Annotated in this window: 18 protein-coding genes and 4 pseudogenes; 7 read left to right on the top strand and 15 right to left on the bottom strand. The window is 56.6% G+C overall.

The window, feature by feature from the left end; translation table 11 throughout:
• Positions 1–9: 9 nt before the first annotated feature.
• Both SB822_RS23950 and SB822_RS23945 read right to left on the bottom strand, forming a co-directional pair.
• Complete coding sequence (locus SB822_RS23950) at positions 10–1,059, bottom strand: porin (RefSeq protein ID WP_353558292.1); 1,050 nt, start codon at positions 1,057–1,059, stop codon at positions 10–12.
• Positions 1,060–1,594: 535 nt separating this feature from the next.
• Positions 1,595–1,726 (bottom strand): annotated as a pseudogene (locus tag SB822_RS23945) (ABC transporter permease); the annotation flags it as partial.
• Between SB822_RS23945 and SB822_RS23940 the strand changes: the two are divergent.
• Positions 1,727–1,946 (top strand): annotated as a pseudogene (locus tag SB822_RS23940) (ABC transporter permease); the annotation flags it as partial.
• A gap of 246 nt (positions 1,947–2,192) precedes the next feature.
• Here SB822_RS23940 and SB822_RS23935 read toward each other — a convergent pair.
• From SB822_RS23935 to SB822_RS23915, 5 genes are all read right to left on the bottom strand, one after another.
• Positions 2,193–2,435, bottom strand: coding sequence for a hypothetical protein (locus tag SB822_RS23935; protein ID WP_353558778.1), 243 nt, complete (start codon positions 2,433–2,435; stop codon positions 2,193–2,195).
• Positions 2,436–2,552: 117 nt separating this feature from the next.
• Entirely contained in the window at positions 2,553–2,810 is a 258-nt protein-coding gene (locus tag SB822_RS23930) for a hypothetical protein (protein ID WP_353558293.1), read from the bottom strand.
• Positions 2,811–2,946: 136 nt separating this feature from the next.
• Entirely contained in the window at positions 2,947–3,108 is a 162-nt protein-coding gene (locus tag SB822_RS23925; RefSeq protein ID WP_353558294.1) for a hypothetical protein, read from the bottom strand.
• A 217-nt stretch (positions 3,109–3,325) separates the two neighbouring features.
• Positions 3,326–3,886 carry a TIGR01841 family phasin gene (phaP, locus tag SB822_RS23920; RefSeq protein ID WP_353558295.1) on the bottom strand — a complete coding sequence of 187 codons (561 nt, stop codon included), beginning with the start codon at positions 3,884–3,886 and terminating at the stop codon, positions 3,326–3,328.
• A 252-nt stretch (positions 3,887–4,138) separates the two neighbouring features.
• Positions 4,139–4,336, bottom strand: a complete 198-nt coding sequence (locus SB822_RS23915; protein WP_086919307.1) for a hypothetical protein — start codon at positions 4,334–4,336, stop codon at positions 4,139–4,141.
• Positions 4,337–4,797: 461 nt separating this feature from the next.
• Here SB822_RS23915 and SB822_RS23910 point away from each other — a divergent pair, with 461 nt between their 5' ends.
• Complete coding sequence (locus tag SB822_RS23910) at positions 4,798–5,088, top strand: hypothetical protein (RefSeq protein WP_353558296.1); 291 nt, start codon at positions 4,798–4,800, stop codon at positions 5,086–5,088.
• A gap of 121 nt (positions 5,089–5,209) precedes the next feature.
• Here SB822_RS23910 and SB822_RS23905 read toward each other — a convergent pair.
• A pseudogene (locus SB822_RS23905) lies at positions 5,210–5,412 on the bottom strand (IS3 family transposase); the annotation flags it as partial.
• On the opposite strand from SB822_RS23905, the gene SB822_RS23900 reads away from it, so the two are divergent.
• Together SB822_RS23900 and SB822_RS23895 are read left to right on the top strand one after the other, a co-directional pair.
• Positions 5,411–5,719: a DUF3182 family protein gene (locus SB822_RS23900; protein ID WP_410855756.1), complete on the top strand. Its 309-nt coding sequence runs from the start codon at positions 5,411–5,413 to the stop codon at positions 5,717–5,719. The pseudogene SB822_RS23905 and the gene SB822_RS23900 sit on opposite strands and share 2 nt — an antisense overlap.
• A gap of 93 nt (positions 5,720–5,812) precedes the next feature.
• The gene (locus SB822_RS23895; protein ID WP_114224409.1) at positions 5,813–5,998 is read left to right on the top strand and encodes a hypothetical protein; all 186 of its coding nucleotides are present in this window, start codon (positions 5,813–5,815) and stop codon (positions 5,996–5,998) included.
• A 359-nt stretch (positions 5,999–6,357) separates the two neighbouring features.
• Here SB822_RS23895 and SB822_RS23890 read toward each other — a convergent pair whose 3' ends face one another.
• Positions 6,358–6,672 (bottom strand): hypothetical protein, encoded by a 315-nt coding sequence (locus SB822_RS23890; RefSeq protein WP_353558297.1) that lies wholly within the window; start codon positions 6,670–6,672, stop codon positions 6,358–6,360.
• A gap of 472 nt (positions 6,673–7,144) precedes the next feature.
• On the opposite strand from SB822_RS23890, the gene SB822_RS23885 reads away from it, so the two are divergent.
• Complete coding sequence (locus tag SB822_RS23885; protein WP_353558298.1) at positions 7,145–7,399, top strand: hypothetical protein; 255 nt, start codon at positions 7,145–7,147, stop codon at positions 7,397–7,399.
• A gap of 1,245 nt (positions 7,400–8,644) precedes the next feature.
• On the opposite strand, the gene SB822_RS23880 is transcribed toward SB822_RS23885, so the two are convergent.
• The 3 genes and pseudogenes from SB822_RS23880 to SB822_RS23870 all read right to left on the bottom strand — a co-directional run bounded on the left by SB822_RS23880 (position 8,645) and on the right by SB822_RS23870 (position 9,858).
• Complete coding sequence (locus SB822_RS23880) at positions 8,645–9,100, bottom strand: antitoxin Xre/MbcA/ParS toxin-binding domain-containing protein (RefSeq protein ID WP_410855755.1); 456 nt, start codon at positions 9,098–9,100, stop codon at positions 8,645–8,647.
• A 316-nt stretch (positions 9,101–9,416) separates the two neighbouring features.
• A pseudogene (locus tag SB822_RS23875) lies at positions 9,417–9,575 on the bottom strand (helix-turn-helix domain-containing protein); the annotation flags it as partial.
• A 58-nt stretch (positions 9,576–9,633) separates the two neighbouring features.
• A complete protein-coding gene (locus tag SB822_RS23870) occupies positions 9,634–9,858 on the bottom strand; it encodes a hypothetical protein (protein WP_410855754.1) in 225 nt (74 codons plus the stop codon).
• Positions 9,859–10,104: 246 nt separating this feature from the next.
• Between SB822_RS23870 and SB822_RS23865 the strand changes: the two genes are divergently transcribed.
• Positions 10,105–10,434, top strand: coding sequence for a hypothetical protein (locus tag SB822_RS23865; protein WP_410855753.1), 330 nt, complete (start codon positions 10,105–10,107; stop codon positions 10,432–10,434).
• A gap of 241 nt (positions 10,435–10,675) precedes the next feature.
• Here SB822_RS23865 and SB822_RS23860 read toward each other — a convergent pair whose 3' ends face one another.
• From SB822_RS23860 to SB822_RS23850, 3 genes are all read right to left on the bottom strand, one after another.
• A complete protein-coding gene (locus tag SB822_RS23860; RefSeq protein ID WP_410855752.1) occupies positions 10,676–12,241 on the bottom strand; it encodes a methyl-accepting chemotaxis protein in 1,566 nt (521 codons plus the stop codon).
• 452 nt (positions 12,242–12,693) lie between these two features.
• Positions 12,694–13,854 (bottom strand): EAL and HDOD domain-containing protein, encoded by a 1,161-nt coding sequence (locus SB822_RS23855; RefSeq protein ID WP_410855751.1) that lies wholly within the window; start codon positions 13,852–13,854, stop codon positions 12,694–12,696.
• 771 nt (positions 13,855–14,625) lie between these two features.
• Complete coding sequence (locus SB822_RS23850) at positions 14,626–14,835, bottom strand: hypothetical protein (RefSeq protein WP_410855750.1); 210 nt, start codon at positions 14,833–14,835, stop codon at positions 14,626–14,628.
• 404 nt (positions 14,836–15,239) lie between these two features.
• On the opposite strand from SB822_RS23850, the gene SB822_RS23845 reads away from it, so the two are divergent.
• Positions 15,240–15,476, top strand: a complete 237-nt coding sequence (locus tag SB822_RS23845) for a hypothetical protein (RefSeq protein ID WP_410855749.1) — start codon at positions 15,240–15,242, stop codon at positions 15,474–15,476.
• Positions 15,477–15,540 lie beyond the last annotated feature (64 nt).

Here is a 15,540-nt window from a genome sequence, read left to right as displayed (position 1 = left end):
TTCATGCCGTCAGAACGAATGCAGTATCCCGAGCTGCGCGCCCGTAACCCCTTCTCCGCGCGTCGGCGTGTTCGGTGTGATGGGCCCATTGGCGATCAGCGCATAGGTCGCGCCGTGACGGTTCACGAGCCGTTCAAGCGTTCCATAGACCAACGTCCGCTTGCTGAAGCTGTAGAACCCGCCAACGCTCACTTCGCCCGCATTGTTATGCTGGCCTGAACTATCCTGCGCGTAGCCGACACCGGCCGCGAGCCGTAGGGCGGGCGTGACGTTGTAGCTCGTCGATAGCGAATAGACGCTGTGATATTTGCCTTCGACATTGGTTGAGATATTCGAGCCGAGGTTGTTGCCGCGGTAATAGCCGAAATAGCCCGTCAAACTGCCGAACTGGTAACTGCCGCCGGCAAACGTCGTCTTCGTATTGACTTTTCCGTTCGCACCATTCTGTTCCGCATGGCTGACGCCGAGGTACAGCGGGCCGCGCTGATAATCGATCGAGCCCACGTAGGCATTCAACGCGTCATGCGGCGACGTCTGACCGCCCAGGCTCGCACCCGCGGAGAACGTGAATCCCGCGATGTTCGGCGACCAGTACGTGATCATGTTGTCGTAGCGGAACACGAACGTCGAGGCGTTGTGAAGAAACGAGCCGTACGTACCGCCGGAGAACGCGTCGAACTTGCTGTGCATCAGCAGCAGCACCGAGTTCTGACGTCCGAAACGGAATTCGCCATACGGCGTGCCGAGACCGACCCACGCGCTACGGCTGAAGGCGAGCGTGGAATCCGTCGCTGCACCGGAGTTCGTGAGAATGCCGTTCTCGAGATCGAAGGTTGCACGCAAGCCGCCGCCGAGATCTTCGCTTCCTCTGATCCCTACGCGGCTTGCCGACAGACCGCCGCTCTGCATTGCGGTCTGCGCGCCCTTGCCGCCTGCGTTCGTATAACCCAGGTACGTATCGAGAATGCCGTACAGCGTGACCTCGGCCCGGGCCGGCGTCACTGTCACGGTGCCAAGTGCAACGAGTGCTGCAGAACAAGCCAAAGCCATTTTGCGCATTTCAGATTCTCGTTTCGGTAAATGGTTAATGTCGGATTACTAAGCATCTCAGCGTGATCCGCTTTGTCGATTTATGTCCTGGACAAGGTGTTCAAGGAACGCTCCTGTGAGGTGCTCACAAATAATCAGTAAGCGCTCGACGGCTGACTTTAGAACGACAAAAAAGAGAAGCACAACAAATATTTCTGGACATCTCAAGCGTGAGATGCTTACGCGCAGGCCTCGCATTGCCAGCGAGGGCTCGTTATTTTTTAGCGCGGTGTCGGGAGGGCGGGCTTGCAGCTGGAAATTAAGCGGCATGGGAAGACCGCTGCGCGGAGTTGGTACTGGACGATCTATTATGTGAACATCGCCTAAAGAGCGCGGTCGCGATCCGGAGGGGCAATCATTGGAGAGGACGCTACGGTGCCGTTTCGGATTGGGCTCCTGAATTCGCAGTTACGTACGGGTCGCAGCAACGCCTGATGCGCGCCGTCCGGGAGCCGACACTGGTCCCACTAGCAATGACCCGCTACTCCACTTGGACGCGGCGCGGTTATCGTCTGAAAATATCGAAAGGCTCGATCTTCAGCACCTTCCGTACGCCGATGTAACTGGAGACTCCCGCAATCAGCACGACTATGCCAAACGCCAGAGCAAGACTCCAGAAGGTGGTAATGGCCGCGTAGAGTTGATGACCATTATCAGCTTCATAGTTGGGCTATCTATCTCGGGCCAGACGTTCTACACATTTATCCTCGAAAACCTGGATAAATTCGGTGCGCTCAAGGCTATCGTTGCAAAGGGGCGGGAGTTGGTCTGCGACCTTTACTGCACTGAAGGGCTATGGACTCGGGATCGGTCTCGTGACGCTGGTGATTTCGATTGCCAAAATCCTGCTGCCCAACTGTTCGGTCGCCAAAGGTTCGATTCAGTCAGGCCATCGCGTGTGGCAGCAGATCCCGCGTCGCCGCATTCAATCTATTTCGGCAACTGAGTTGGGCAACACTTGCGCTGATGCGGACCCTCCGGTGCCGGATGACTGGTGGTTTCAGCACAGCTCCCCTGTCTGGGCCTCTTCGATGGCGATATTGTCGCAGCGTTGGTCGCGTTTATCCAGCGCTAGGCCGGTCTCGTCGGCAGCGGTATCTGCTTCACGGGTCGAGTTTCATGATACCCATGTGCATGGCGGTGTCGACGCACATGACGACCAGTTCGTCGTGGGACACCCCCTCCGTCAAACGATGGTTTAGAACCTCGTCGAATGTGCCGGCGCACTCCGGAACGGCATTCATCGCATTGCCTTCCGTTCGGTTATACGAGGTGCTGACGCCTGCACAACGTTTCCAGCTGTTCGCCTTCCCCGACGATGAGAGCGAGCTGATCCGGTTGGCCACGGCAGTGCGACTCAATACTCACGCCACTTGGAATCGAATGCGCCAGTGACGTCGGGGCGGGCCCGGCCCGTACCTTCGCTACCCTGCTCCGAGGCACGTCGATCTGTATTTCGATGTCTAATGTGGATGTTGCTGCGTGCGGCTGTGCGACGCCGCGCTGAGCGTGTCCAGACGGGCAAGCAGGACGCGGGCCTTCGTCTCAAGGGCAGGCGGCAGGTTCGTCGCCAGGAGCACAGTGATCCGCGAACGCCAGTAATCCGGCGACGTGACGGGACTCGCCTCCCCGGTATCGTCGTCGTGAAGCAGATGCTCGAGTTGCAGGATCATGGAGCGGATGTGCACCAGGTCCTGTGCGGCCTGATCAGCGTGGTTCATGTGTTCTTAGCCCCTTGCTTGTTGTTCTGCCTGCCAGTCCTTTCCGCACGACGTTCTTGGTCATGCAGCACGTGCGGGAAGTCGGACCTGTAGATGGTGCGCGCCCCTCATGCAGCGTCCGTCGGGTCCAGGCACGTCATGCGTAATACCAATTCATGTGCTGACGCCAGACCACAGATTCCAGTTGCCGCAGCAACTGCGTCCGCCGATGTTCGCGTCGATAGTGGCCGAACACAAAGATGACCGCGAACAGCAGGACGGCCGAACCTATGGCGGTGCTTAGCCAAGCTTCATCCATCCTTACCTCCTGCAATGTGCAATGACCTGCTCTGGTCGTCGATGCGCGCGTGCTGTCGAGTGCGGTTCGGCGGCTAACGCCTGACACGGACCGCTTGACGGCCTCTCGATGAGTCGGATGACGATCAGATCGCTCCGCCCGGTCAGCTTGCCATGACGGTAGTGACACAATATAAAGGAGTCCTTTACATAGAGCATCCCTCCGGATTCCCAGGTGGCTATCGCTTTGCGGCCTGTGATACCGGTTCGCTCGCACACTTGGTGTTCCTTGATGCGGCCGCCGCGGCCATGTCAAGGTTGCTTCTGGCGACTTCGACCGCTTGTTGGCTGGTTTTCTGTACGGTTTCGACCAGCGTTTGGGCCGCCTTGATCGCGGAGTCCAGCGCGGCGACGGCCGCCTCCGAGCCAGCCGGCGCGTTTTTGGTGACATCCTCCACTACCGACTGCATCTGGCGGACGTACGCTTCGCATTGCGTCTGCGCGACTTTCGCGAATTCGGTCTGGGTCGACAACATGATGTCGAACAGTTGCCGGTTGTAGCTTTGCACCTTTTCTGCCGTCGGCGCGGCGAGGCTGTCCTTCAGCGCGAACCAGTCCTGCGGTTCCTTCACGGATAGTGCCTTCTGCGCCAGATCAAACGAATCCGCCAGCGTCGAGCGGGTCACCTGCATGTTCAGTTCAGTCAGTTTCTCAACGCTTTCGACGACCTTGTTGCCCAGGCCGAACAGGATGTCGAGGTTGGCCTTCCGCGTTGCTGCTACCTGTTCCGGGGTCAGCATGATGAAAACTCCTGTAAGGACGATCCGCGCGAACGTTGTGCCGCCCAGGGCGGATCACAACGGGAAACGGCGGGATCGCGTGAAGCCGGTGAAGTGCGTGGCTCGGGGCACACGCAGGTAGTCCGCAGGTCAACGTTGAATCGGGCGACCGATATATCGGATGTCGACCGCGCCACCGAGTGTCCAACGCTGTACACGTGACGTCACGGTGTTGCGCCAGTGCGCGGGATCGGACTCGCCGACGGCTGCTACCTAGCGTTTTCGGGCAACGGCCCGAAGCACTGAATCGCCGTCGCGGGTGAGGCGGGGGCGCTGATCTCCGGACGCGAGTCGTTCGAGCGCGACCAGTTGCTGTTCCAGCAGGGTGTCCAGTTCTTCGCGGTTCAGGTCGATCTGGTCAGGTGCTGCCTTGACCAGCATTAGCGTGGCGAATTCGTGAGGGCTTAGCATGCATGTCTCTCCGTTATCTGGATTATCAGTCGTGCTGACGCATCAATGACCGGTGACGCACCATTCTCGCTGTCGATATTCCGCATTTATTCCAGTTCTTATATCCGGCATTGCGAATTCGGTTTTTCAAAGCCGGACCCAAATGTTAAGTCCGAACGGAGGGCGGGACGGGATAAAAATAATATATGAAGCTTGTATGTTGATAGGGGCGCTTTGTCCGACGTATCGAGCCCCGACGCGCATATGTTTGAAACGTATTCTCAGTCGGTACCGCGGGGTGCTCAGGCGATGTGAAGACTAAATAGCCACTGCAAAAATAGCTTTGCAAGTACATCCGATTTAAACCGAATTTGCCTGATCTAAATACTAATACTTTTCTCTCAGTATGATTCTCATTATCAAAATGTCAAATTCGCGAGCTATAATTCCACGGAAAATTCATGGCGACAACGAGCAAACCGATGACCTCTCAACATGAACGAGCAGGCGTCACCGCGAGCCTGACCGTGCGAGCTGCCGCCGGCCAGTTGAGAATTCTGCCTGTCTGGCAGGCGCTGGGGCCCCATGCCGCGAAGGCCAGACGGACCAGGATTCACTGCAGCAGGAAGCACAACGTCGACGAAATGACGCTGATGTTTGAGGCTGTTTCAACTTCCGATCTGCGCGAAGTAGCTTGGCGGCTAAACACCCAGTCCTGGGTCGTAGCGACCTCGCTTCATACCTTACCGGCCGGCTCATCCACTGTCCGGTGAGATGGTGGGTAATGCGTGGTTCATCTGAAGCCAGGATCCTTCTTCTGCTCACCGTCGCTCGTGGACATCGTATGCAAGAGGGGGCGAGCGAGGTCGGTCGTCAATAGTGGAAGCCAACGGGTTATGCAGCGAGCCGATTTTTGAAGAACTTCTGCGTGAAGGCGGCAGGAGACAGGTAGTCGAGGCGAGCCTGTTTGCGCTGCCGGTAGTGAAAGATCTAAATATATTCGGTGATCGCGTCGCGGGCTTGCTGACGCGTGGCGAAACGCTCGTGATGCACGACGTCGTTCTTGAGCGAGCCCTGAAGCCTTCCATCGGCGCGTTGACGCTCGTATATCCTAGAGGACGCAAGGCGGCTCAAACCGGTCACGAGGTCGACACGCTCCGGGAGCTCGCCAGGCAGATCGCCGAACTCAAGGGGACGTGGCTTGCGGGCGAGTTCAATGCGAGGGTTGCATATCCCGCGCATCGCTACCTGGTCCCCGACGACACACTGACGCTTGCGCAAGCACGCAAGCTTGGAGTGCGCTCGGTGTGCGATCTGTTCGGTGGCGTCGTGCCGTTCCCGTTCGCCGCCAGCCATTGCGTCGGGAACAAGCTGCACGGCAATCGGGTGAAAATTTCCGGATAGCTATCGCGTGTATATATATCACGGTGCGATATATATTGTTGCTGTAGAAGTCCAATGATCGCTCGTCAAGCGTTTGCGCCGAGGGAGGACATCATGGTTATTGACAGTGACTTCGAGGTCGGATATCTCGTTGTAGTTTTTGCACTGCTAGGTGTAATTCTGATTGGGGGGCTTCTGAGCGCCGTGCATCTGGAACGGTGTCATCCCAAACTGATAGGCGCGGTGCTCGGCGCCCTGCTCGGTGTCGCTGTCATCGAGGCCGTCCCGCTTTTTACTTGAGCGCGATGGACAGGTGGACAGCCGTACCTCGTGGAGGCGAAGGATGACGCCATTCGACCGCATACTGCTGACCCCGTGAGCCGCACTTATCACTTCATGTTCGGCTTTGCGCTTTGCCGGTTACTCACGGCCGGCCCTGCGTCTGGTCGTAGCAGGCGACCCCGCAGGGCCGGCCGTGAGTAACCGGCTTGAGGAGAATCTTATTCGCACTACCGAAATTTTAAGTTCGACGAGGCTTGACTTTCAACGCCCCATAGAAGACCGTATCAATTTTGTCACCGTTGCGACACGACGAGACCCGAACGTTTCTGACGCTCGCTACCGACGGCGCGCACGCGCATCGTCGAAAACGCGGCGCATTATTCGACCACGCCAATAAGATTATCAATATCGTTCTCTATTCTGGTTCGCGCCTCATTTATCGCGCTCTCATGGGTATTGGCAACCAGCGGCAGCATAAGCCCCGAACCCTTATATTCCGCGCGGAATTGCACCCAGGCTGCGTATGCATAGATACCACAGTCCTTGCGCATCACGTTAAGCGTTACGTCGTACGTGCGATGCTCACCATATGCGCGGGTGTGCTGGAAACGGCTTATCTCAGGCGCACGCATCAACGTTCCTCCATTGACCGGTTCACAAATGACCTGCGTTGATTTGACCGTCGCTTTCACGCAAAGACAGGGCCACTAGCTCACGTTCCTCGTGCTTTCCGGAGCTGACATGGAATGGCCGACGAGGTAGCGGTTTGCCGTCCACGAAGGCAGTCGCGCAACGCACGGCAAATGCGAAGGCACAGCTTCGGCTCGCGAACTGCCCCAAGTCAGCCAGCGAGACGGGTTCGCCGTCATCCTTCAGAATGCACGCGTGCGCGACGAAAGTATTGCCGCGTCTGGTGCTTGATGCCCAGATCTCGGCACCGCGGTGATATAGGACCATTTGCGTTCAGGGATTCATCGAAAGTATATTGTAATGTTATCGGCTATCCTCAGCGTGACTGTTACGCTTTTGGATTAAATGCCTCATCCATACTGCCGGACATACGGCGTGGCAGATCGGGCAAAATTTGGGTACCCCATTTCATGTGGAAAGGCCGACCAAACGTGTCTTCGCGGGTTTGATGCAACTGATACGAGGGGTGCGGTCATGGAATTGAATTTTCGAGTTCTCGAAAAGGTGGCGTTTTCTGCCGTCGTGTTGTCCGCGTTGTCCTGCCTTGGATTTATCATTCGCGAGAAATTCCCAGGCATTCTGGATTTGCTGCCGCGAGGTCAGGACGTATCTATCAGCGAATTCGCGCTTGCCTGCCTGTTTCCGAGCGACTGTGAGCAACTGCTTGATCTCTTGAAGACTGCTGATGAGCGCGGCGCTGCGGCGCTCGTCTCAGAGCGGCCAGAATAGGCCGTCTCCAGCGCGCCCGCCTTGACCTGGATCCGACTTTCCACGCAATTGTCTAGCTCGCGTGGGCAGTCAATATGACAGGCGACCCACTCTCACGCCGCGGTATCGATCGTCTCCAGTTCGCCCGATTCCGGCCGTTCGTGGTGACACCACGACCCTCACTTCGTAGCCGACTCTTGCCTTGGGCGGTTGACCCTGAACGACCCACTAGAGACAGTGATCGGTCCGATAACGGACGTTGGAACTGAAGCGAACATTCCATCCTGTCGCTCGGTCAACGTGCAAAATCGATCAATGGCCTGGAATGTCTGCTTACCTCTTCTGCGGGTGGTTTTGTTCATCGCTTCCCGATCTATTTTGACAGTCGCAAAAGATCACGCCATTTCAGCCATGCAATGAATCGGCCGGCCAATCCACCGAAAAAAAAGGCAATGAAACAAATGAGAGGTGCGTTTAGATTCCAGTCGGAAAATAGCGTCTTTAAAAAGACCACTGCGAGTACCAAGGTGGAAATGGCGCCCGCGATCCCATAAATATATGAATCAACCCTCCTAGCCCCTTTTATGTACGCGGTGGAGTGGCCTGTAGCTTCGTGGATAAGTGTCGCTCCGCATTGAAAGCACTTTACGCTCGTAGCGAGGTTTTGAGAATTGCAAACCGGACACAGCATATAGTTTCTCCTTATTTTGATTTCGTCTGTACCGTTGGACAAAACCACTTTGACGCCGGATAGAATCGATCATTAACGGTGTCAATGCCGTTTCAATCCGCTATTGACGCCCAATTGTCGGCGATCTACACCACCGTGTCGACCGACCGCTCATGGCCGATCCCTGCCTCTCGCCGGCACCGAACGAGCCAAGCGTGTGGCTTCATGAGTCATACCTGGCGAACAGCCTCTTTATCGGGTCGCGGGCCCCGCAACGCGACTCGCGGGTTTCAGATTTCCGAAAAAATGTGAACGGAAACCGCGCTGTTAGGATAAGTTTTCTTCTATTAACGGCCTCGTTTTACGAGCGCTCGTCCGTCATCGACTGTTCGAGACCAGTAGACCAAAGCTGCGGTCACACATCCCCACCATCACCGGTACGTAGTGAAGCCTTCACGCCGCGATAACTGCCTGGTTATCGCGGCAACAGTAATCGGTCGATGTCGGGGTAACCGGCACAAATCGGCAAAGCCACGACCTTCGAGCGACCGTCGCAAGCAACGGTCGGCGAAGACCCTTGACCCTTCGCTGAGTCACTACGCGAAGTGTCCCTCGTCAATCTGTACAAGCGCCTCTTCAACTAATCGCGCCCCGTGCTCAGTAGTTGTCATCTCGAGGGCAGTTCGACTCGCAAATCGCATCTGTGCATTGCGCAGCCATCCCATGGCCTTCTCTACGTTTCCAAAAACAGCACATGCATGAGCCACGATTCTAGCCAACCGAATCGCACGGTCAGACTCTTCTATCGAGAGACGTGCATCCTTCCGACGACGATGAATCAGCGTTCGTCGAGAAATGATAAACGCTAGTTCGTCCGGTTTGAGACCTTTCGCCTCAAGACGATCTATTACATCAACTCGCAACCCGTCCCGTGCCAGATCAGCTAGGTCTGCGTCGTTGCGAACCGGAATTGCCAGAAGTTGTTCGAGAGACGTGAATAGCGGCCGGCGTGAATCGCTTCCGTGAGAGGGAATAAAGGGAACGGTTACCATGACTAGGTCTAACGTGGAGATCACCCTCGCAGATCATAGGCCTTTCTCACACAGTTCGATAGCTCGAGGCCAAACGAGGAGCTGACAGTCTAAGAACGAGTCGCTGCAACCTCTAAAGGCCACAGCGATGTTTCTTTACGGACTACGCAACGCATGGCTAAAATTCCCGAATGCCCCAGATCGACCCGTTGCCGTCATTCGGGGCGCCGTGACGGCGACGACCGTTGCCGGGGTTCAACGGCCATCGGCACCTGCGAAATCCCGCGCCGCTTGTCGGCCTTTTCGATCACCGCATGATCAAATTTCTGACACTGTGTTACTCGGACGTCGGCTTGGTCACGTCAGGCTGTTCGCGCGGGCTGTATATGCCAAGCAAACGAAAAAGGGTCACTCGCGACGCGCCGAGTTCCCGTGCTGCGTCGGCGTAGCGCCTCCCGTGACGCAGTAAGGCCTGCTCGATGGCCTGCCGCTCGGCGAGTTACACGGTAGACGGGACCCGAAGATATCCGCAATGGGTACCGGTAAGAGATTGGTTACCGTCGCCGCAGTTCGTGCGCTACATAGATAGTCGCGAAGATGCCGACGAGAAGCGGTCCTACCACCATCGACTCATCCAGCATGCTGCCATAAGCTGTTAGCTTCGCGTCACACCACAGCGCGACGCCGGCGGCCGTCAGCGGCACACCCAGCGCTAACCCCGGAGGGGGCCAGCCGAGCCGGAACTCACCTCGTGCGAGAGCTTCATATTTGGTGAACAAGAGCGACGAAGTCGTGGAAAAAGTCCTGTGCGAAGCGGGTTCGCGCGACGTCTGCAATGAGGAGCCCGGTTTATGCACGCATAATATGGACGGTTCCAAACACGATTGCAGTCGCTACGATCGTCGTCATCGCGGATAGTGCTGTGATGTAACGCTTCCCGGGACGGTGACTGAGCTGCAGGTCGACGAGACATAGAACGATTAGCATGACCAGACCCAAGGGTTGGCACGCATGGATACTGGCGCATGGCCGGCTCGGACCGGTTTGGGTCGGACCTGCTCACTGATGCGTTGGGTGACGACTGGTACGTCCGCTTCGGCAGCATCAAGCGATATCCTGCCTGCAGCTGGCTTGCCTGTGCGCTCGAATGCACAGAAACGATCGTGGAAGAAACGGGCTGGCGCGCCGATGAGGTCGGCGAGATCGAGGTGCAGACCTTCTCGCGAGCCGTCGAAGATCTGACGGATACAGCCCCCGCCAATCCCAACGACGCGCAGTTCAGTTTGCCCTACACACTTGCGGCTGTTGTTCTGCGCGTTGCGCGAGGGCCGCTACAGTACGCTGACGAACCATGACTTCACCTGCGATGCACGCGCTCATGCACAGCGTGCGCGCGACTGTTGATCCAGCGATTGAAAGCCGCATGCGCGGCCCAAGCCGGCAACCCGGTGCACGAGTGATCGTGCATCACAAGGATGGCGGCAGCGTGTCACAGGAGCGGCAGATTCCACACGGGCAGCGTCGCAAGACCTATAGAAATCATTTCTATCGCCGCCCGCCCGATCGCCCTGTCAGCGAACACGAATAGTCGCGGGCTCATACAGGCGCGTGCCCCAGCCTGAAGACGCTCACCGCCTGCCGAAGCGATGTCGCCTGGTGCGCCATCGCCTGTGCAGCAGCCGAGGCTTGTTCAACAAGCGCCGCGTTCTGCTGCGTGACTGAGTCCATTTGTCCCACAGCCACGTTCACCTGTTCGATTCCCGTTCCCTGTTCGTCAGACGCCGACGCGATTTCTCCCATGATGTCAGTCATCCGCCTCACCGACTGAACGATGTCGGACATGGTCATGCCCGCTCTTTCGACCTGCTCTGAACCCTTGGCCACGCTTTCCACCGAACTTGTAATGAGTTCCTTGACCTCTTTCGCCGCACTCGCGCTTCGCTGCGCCAGCGTCCGAACCTCACCAGCCACGACCGCAAAGCCGCGACCCTGTTCACCCGCACGGGCAGCCTCGACAGCGGCATTCAGTGCAAGAATGTTGGTCTGGAAAGCAATGCCTTCGATCACGGTGATGATGTCGGCCACCTTGCCTGAGCTGCTCGATATGGCGCGCATGGAGTCCACCACCTGATTCACGACTTCACCGCCCCGAATGGCCACCTCGCACGCATTGCCGGCAAGCCCGTTCGCTTGCTTCGCATTTTCGGTGTTCTGACGCACCGTGGCCGTCAACTCCTCCATGCTAGCTGCAGTCTCCTGCAACGACGCCGCCTGTTCTTCGGTGCGCTGCGACAAGTCCAGATTACCTTGTGCGATTTCACCTGCGGAAGTCACAATAGCTTCAGCCGTGGAATGGATATCCGAAACGATAGCGCGCAATTGCTGCCGCATTAATTCGAGCGACGCCATCAGGCTCGTCTGGTCGTTCGGCGCAAGCGTAATGGACGCATCAAGATCACCTTCCGCAACGCGCTGCGCTGCCTTCGCAGCCTCGGCCGGCTCGCCGCCTAATGCCCGCATGATACCCCGCGTGATGAGGACCCCGAGCACGATAGAAACGAGCACCGTCATGGTGCCGGAGAACGCAAGCGTCAGCTTGGTCCAGGCTGTCATGCTGGCCACTTCGCCAGAACGCTGCTCCAGCAGCGACTGCTCGGCGCTGTTGAGTTCCGCCGACACGGCGCGATAGCGGTCCATGAACTGCTTGTCGTTGCCTTGCTTGAAGTAGTTGACCAGGCTATCGACAGGCTGCTTGCCAGCATTGACATCGCGCCGCATGGCGATCAGCTTCTCATCGACGTCCGTAACCCTTTGGTGCATTTCGCGAAGGGTTTCGAGGCGACCCTGCTGCGCAGCGTTGTCTGCCGTCAGGTTCCGGACGACGTCGAAAGAATTCGCGAACTGCTTGCGTCCCGCATTGTAGGGATCGAGGAACCGTTCCTCCCCTGATGCAACGAAGCCACGGACGCCGGTCTCCATGTTCACCATGTTCGTCAACATGTCATCGTTGGCGCGAAGCACCTGATAGCTGTGAACGTTCCAGCCATTTGCCTGATTGAGCTTCAAAAAGTTAACCAGCGATATTGCGCTACCAACCAACGATATGAACACTACAAGGCCAAACGCCAGGCTTAGTTTCCTGCTGACCGTCATCGATTTCATGCGTTTCTTTCCGTTACGTGTGTGGATATAACGTATGTCGGCAGGAGTGAAGTTTCCTGAACCTATACGCATAATGCGTCTCCTCCGTAACCCAGACGAGCATTGTGTTTCGAGAAAAAACCGCTCAGAGTGATTTTTTTGTGGAACTGTCTCTTCGCGCAAACGATAGGCAAGGTGAAGCATCATTTTTTAGCGCCTCGCAGGAAAGATTGACACATTCCGCAGCGAAGCCGTCAACGAGACATTCATCGGTTATGCATATAAATCCCGTCTCGCATCGAACGTTAACCATGACTGGTCGCATAACAACGCGTGCCCCGGGGTGCCTGGCGCCTAAGATTCTGTGCGGCCTCTACAACCGCCCGGGTCAGCGGGGCCGCTCTGTTATGCAAGAAAAGCCTGCGGTCGAGCAACTCCGCCTCTAGGGCTCTATTAAGTCGGGCTCACGTACATCAGATACCTACCTCCATTGACCGCGCGAATATTAGGGCTTCTCCCAAAAGGCCGCTACCTTCTATTAGAGCCGCACAAATATTCTCCGCGAGAGGCAGTTCATACCAGAAGCAGGCAGGTTGACGGCCGTATTTAATGTCGAGCACCGATATTGCACCGGTCAGACGGGCGCTGGGCAGTAGCGACTTTTCCTCCGGATAATGGTGCATGACGTATGAGACCATCAGGCAAGACCTTTGCAGGGCAAGAAAAGAAAGGACCTCATCCTCCAACGACAGGTCATCGACATACAAAATTAGCGCACACCACTGAAAAAGTCGCTCGTTTCCGACCACTTGCAATGCGGAATCGGTCGAGCACAGTCCCTCATAATACGGACCAGACGCCATGGCAACGCTAGAGGCCAACTTGAGCAATTTGGCAAGTAGCAGCGGCGATCGCTCGACCGCTCTTACCAGGCGGTGACGCGATGCATCGTCCACAATCAACTGCATAACCAGTATCACCGCTTCCGCGGGAGGTAAAATTTTTTGCCTACTGTGTATTTCAGGCCGACTAAAAAAATACCCTTGAAAGAGGGTCGCCCCAGCTTCACGCGCCTGATGAAATGCGGTCCACTCTTCGATTTTCTCGGCGAGAATCTTTTTACCGGCGTACGATAAACGGCGGCAAATTTCGACACGCTCGTCCGGATGGATCATCAGCCAATCGACCTTGACGATATCAATATCAGAAAGCAACCGATCCATCTCAGGTGTGTAAGCGCAGACATCGTCCAAAGCAATTTTAAACCCCCGCTCTCTGAGATTTCGGCACGTCTCAATTAGCGCAGGCGTGATGACACAGGTTTCAAGAATCTCTAAAACAAAACGCTCGGGCGGCATTAGTAACAATGCCGGTGATTTCAGAAAATCTTCCGAGCAATTAATAAAGCAAAGACTGCCTTCCGTCAGCTCATCGAGCCCAAAGTCGAAAGTGGTCGAAAGCACGGAAAGAGTGCTCGTTAGATCGTCCTCTATGCACGCATTGCTTTCTCCCCGTTTTCGAAATAGCAGCTCATAACCAACGACTCGAAGATCGATGTCCACAATTGGCTGTCGCGCAACGAATGAGTAGTTCTCCCGGCTTTTCCCACATTCCGTTCCGGCGGCTAAGTTCATTCGACTTCCCGGTAGATCATATCGTTCTTTTGCCAGTGCCTGGCGATTCAGGGGGCCGCTCCACGGCGGTCGTGTACCGCATAAAACATTACCTCGGTTTATTCCACTTGCGGTCGGAAGCAAAGGCCGTATCGGTCGCTCAAATGACATTCAGCTGTTCTGCAAGCACAGTTGAACTACCTGGCGGTTTTTCTTGTCATGACTGACCCACCGGACTAGCGGTCCTATGTGCGCTGTCCGTCCCGACATTAGCGCCGAGCCCAGCCCTTCCACTTTCACCGACGAAAAACTTAAACGAGAATTAAAAACCTAGCCGTTGCAGATCTATGCAATCGACCCTATGAGGGACAACCTGACGGCCCCATCCATACATCATATTGAAGCTTTTTCCGCTGACGGAGTGATGCGCCGCACTGCGACGTCATCGGCACGAACCAAACCTCTTGTTGCAACGGGCAAACAAGATAGCGCCATCTGTCGCTGCAGCACCGAACATGAACAGCGCGCACAAAACGGCCGACCATAAAAACCGGAGAAGCCATGAACCCCAAAATCCCCAATGAAGTTCTAGGAAACAGGATGAAGCTAAGGCTCGACAGCGCTTCCTCCCTCTGATCCCTCAGCCGCGACGCTGTCGAGAGACTCTCATGCCCTTTCGACCTCACTGCGCGGTCAGGCCGTCCGTTAGCTCCGCGATGGCCCCCCGTCGGGCGGCGACCGTAACAGCCGCGTCAGGTCCGCATCGAATTCGTCGAACCTCATGAGCGGCCCTCAATGCACGACACCGAAGAATGCAATCGCGCCCTCGGCCGGCGTCAGTCCTGCCTTGAAATACCCTTCGAGTCGGTCGGCTGTCGATTCATCGAGGGTAAAGGGCGGGTAAACGAGTCCCACCTTGAACGCATGGTCGTACCACTCGCTGATCCACGCGCGCAATTCGATCACATACAGCGGCAATGCGTTCGAAGCGTCGTCATACATGTGCGTCTCCCCCGTTCCCGACGACCCAATGCTAGGACCAATCCGATGCACGGCCAATCGGCAGCGGCGGGTTTTGTATTCAGGAAGTACTGATTTGAAGCGTCAGGAGTTCCTTGGTGAGCGCCACGCGAGCCGGTGGCATACAAGAGTTTTGACGTACCGGCGGCGGCTTTCTGACGCGCGGCGTTAAGGATTCCCTGACACGCGAATCAGGATGTCGCACGCGGCTTTTCCAGCGCGTGCTGACTGCGACGCAAACAGTGTTCGCGGATCATAAGTCATCGAAATTCAGCATCAAGCTGAAGTGTCATGATTGCCCATCTGTCCGACCGTGAGAATGTCGTTGGAGCAGGTTCAACTCGCTCTGTCTCCAGCTGTCCGACGCATGGTGCGAATCGGGTAGCGTGACGCTCGCATATCTGATGCACAGCTGGTCGTTGATCGAAAGCCCGCCCGCTGCACTGAGACGCCTCGGCGAAATGATGTGCGATTTGCGTCACTATCACGCGAACCCGCTCGACACGCACGTTCTTCAGGCGACGCTGTGTGAAACGGCCGATCTGATCGACGAACTCGGTGGACGGCCGGCGCGTATGGTCAGGTTGAAGGCATTGGGTGAACTGCCGGAGGCGGCGAGGTAAAAGGACAGTCGTTTTAAGCGCCAAGCCGATGGACCGAGCTTCGGCACCGAGTGCAGAATATGAC

It is taken from the genome of Paraburkholderia sp. SIMBA_054 (assembly GCF_046534875.1).
In the GTDB taxonomy this organism is placed as follows: Bacteria; Pseudomonadota; Gammaproteobacteria; order Burkholderiales; family Burkholderiaceae; genus Paraburkholderia; species Paraburkholderia hospita.
Note: the sequence above shows the minus strand (reverse complement) of the source record. Positions and strands in the feature narration are given on the sequence as shown.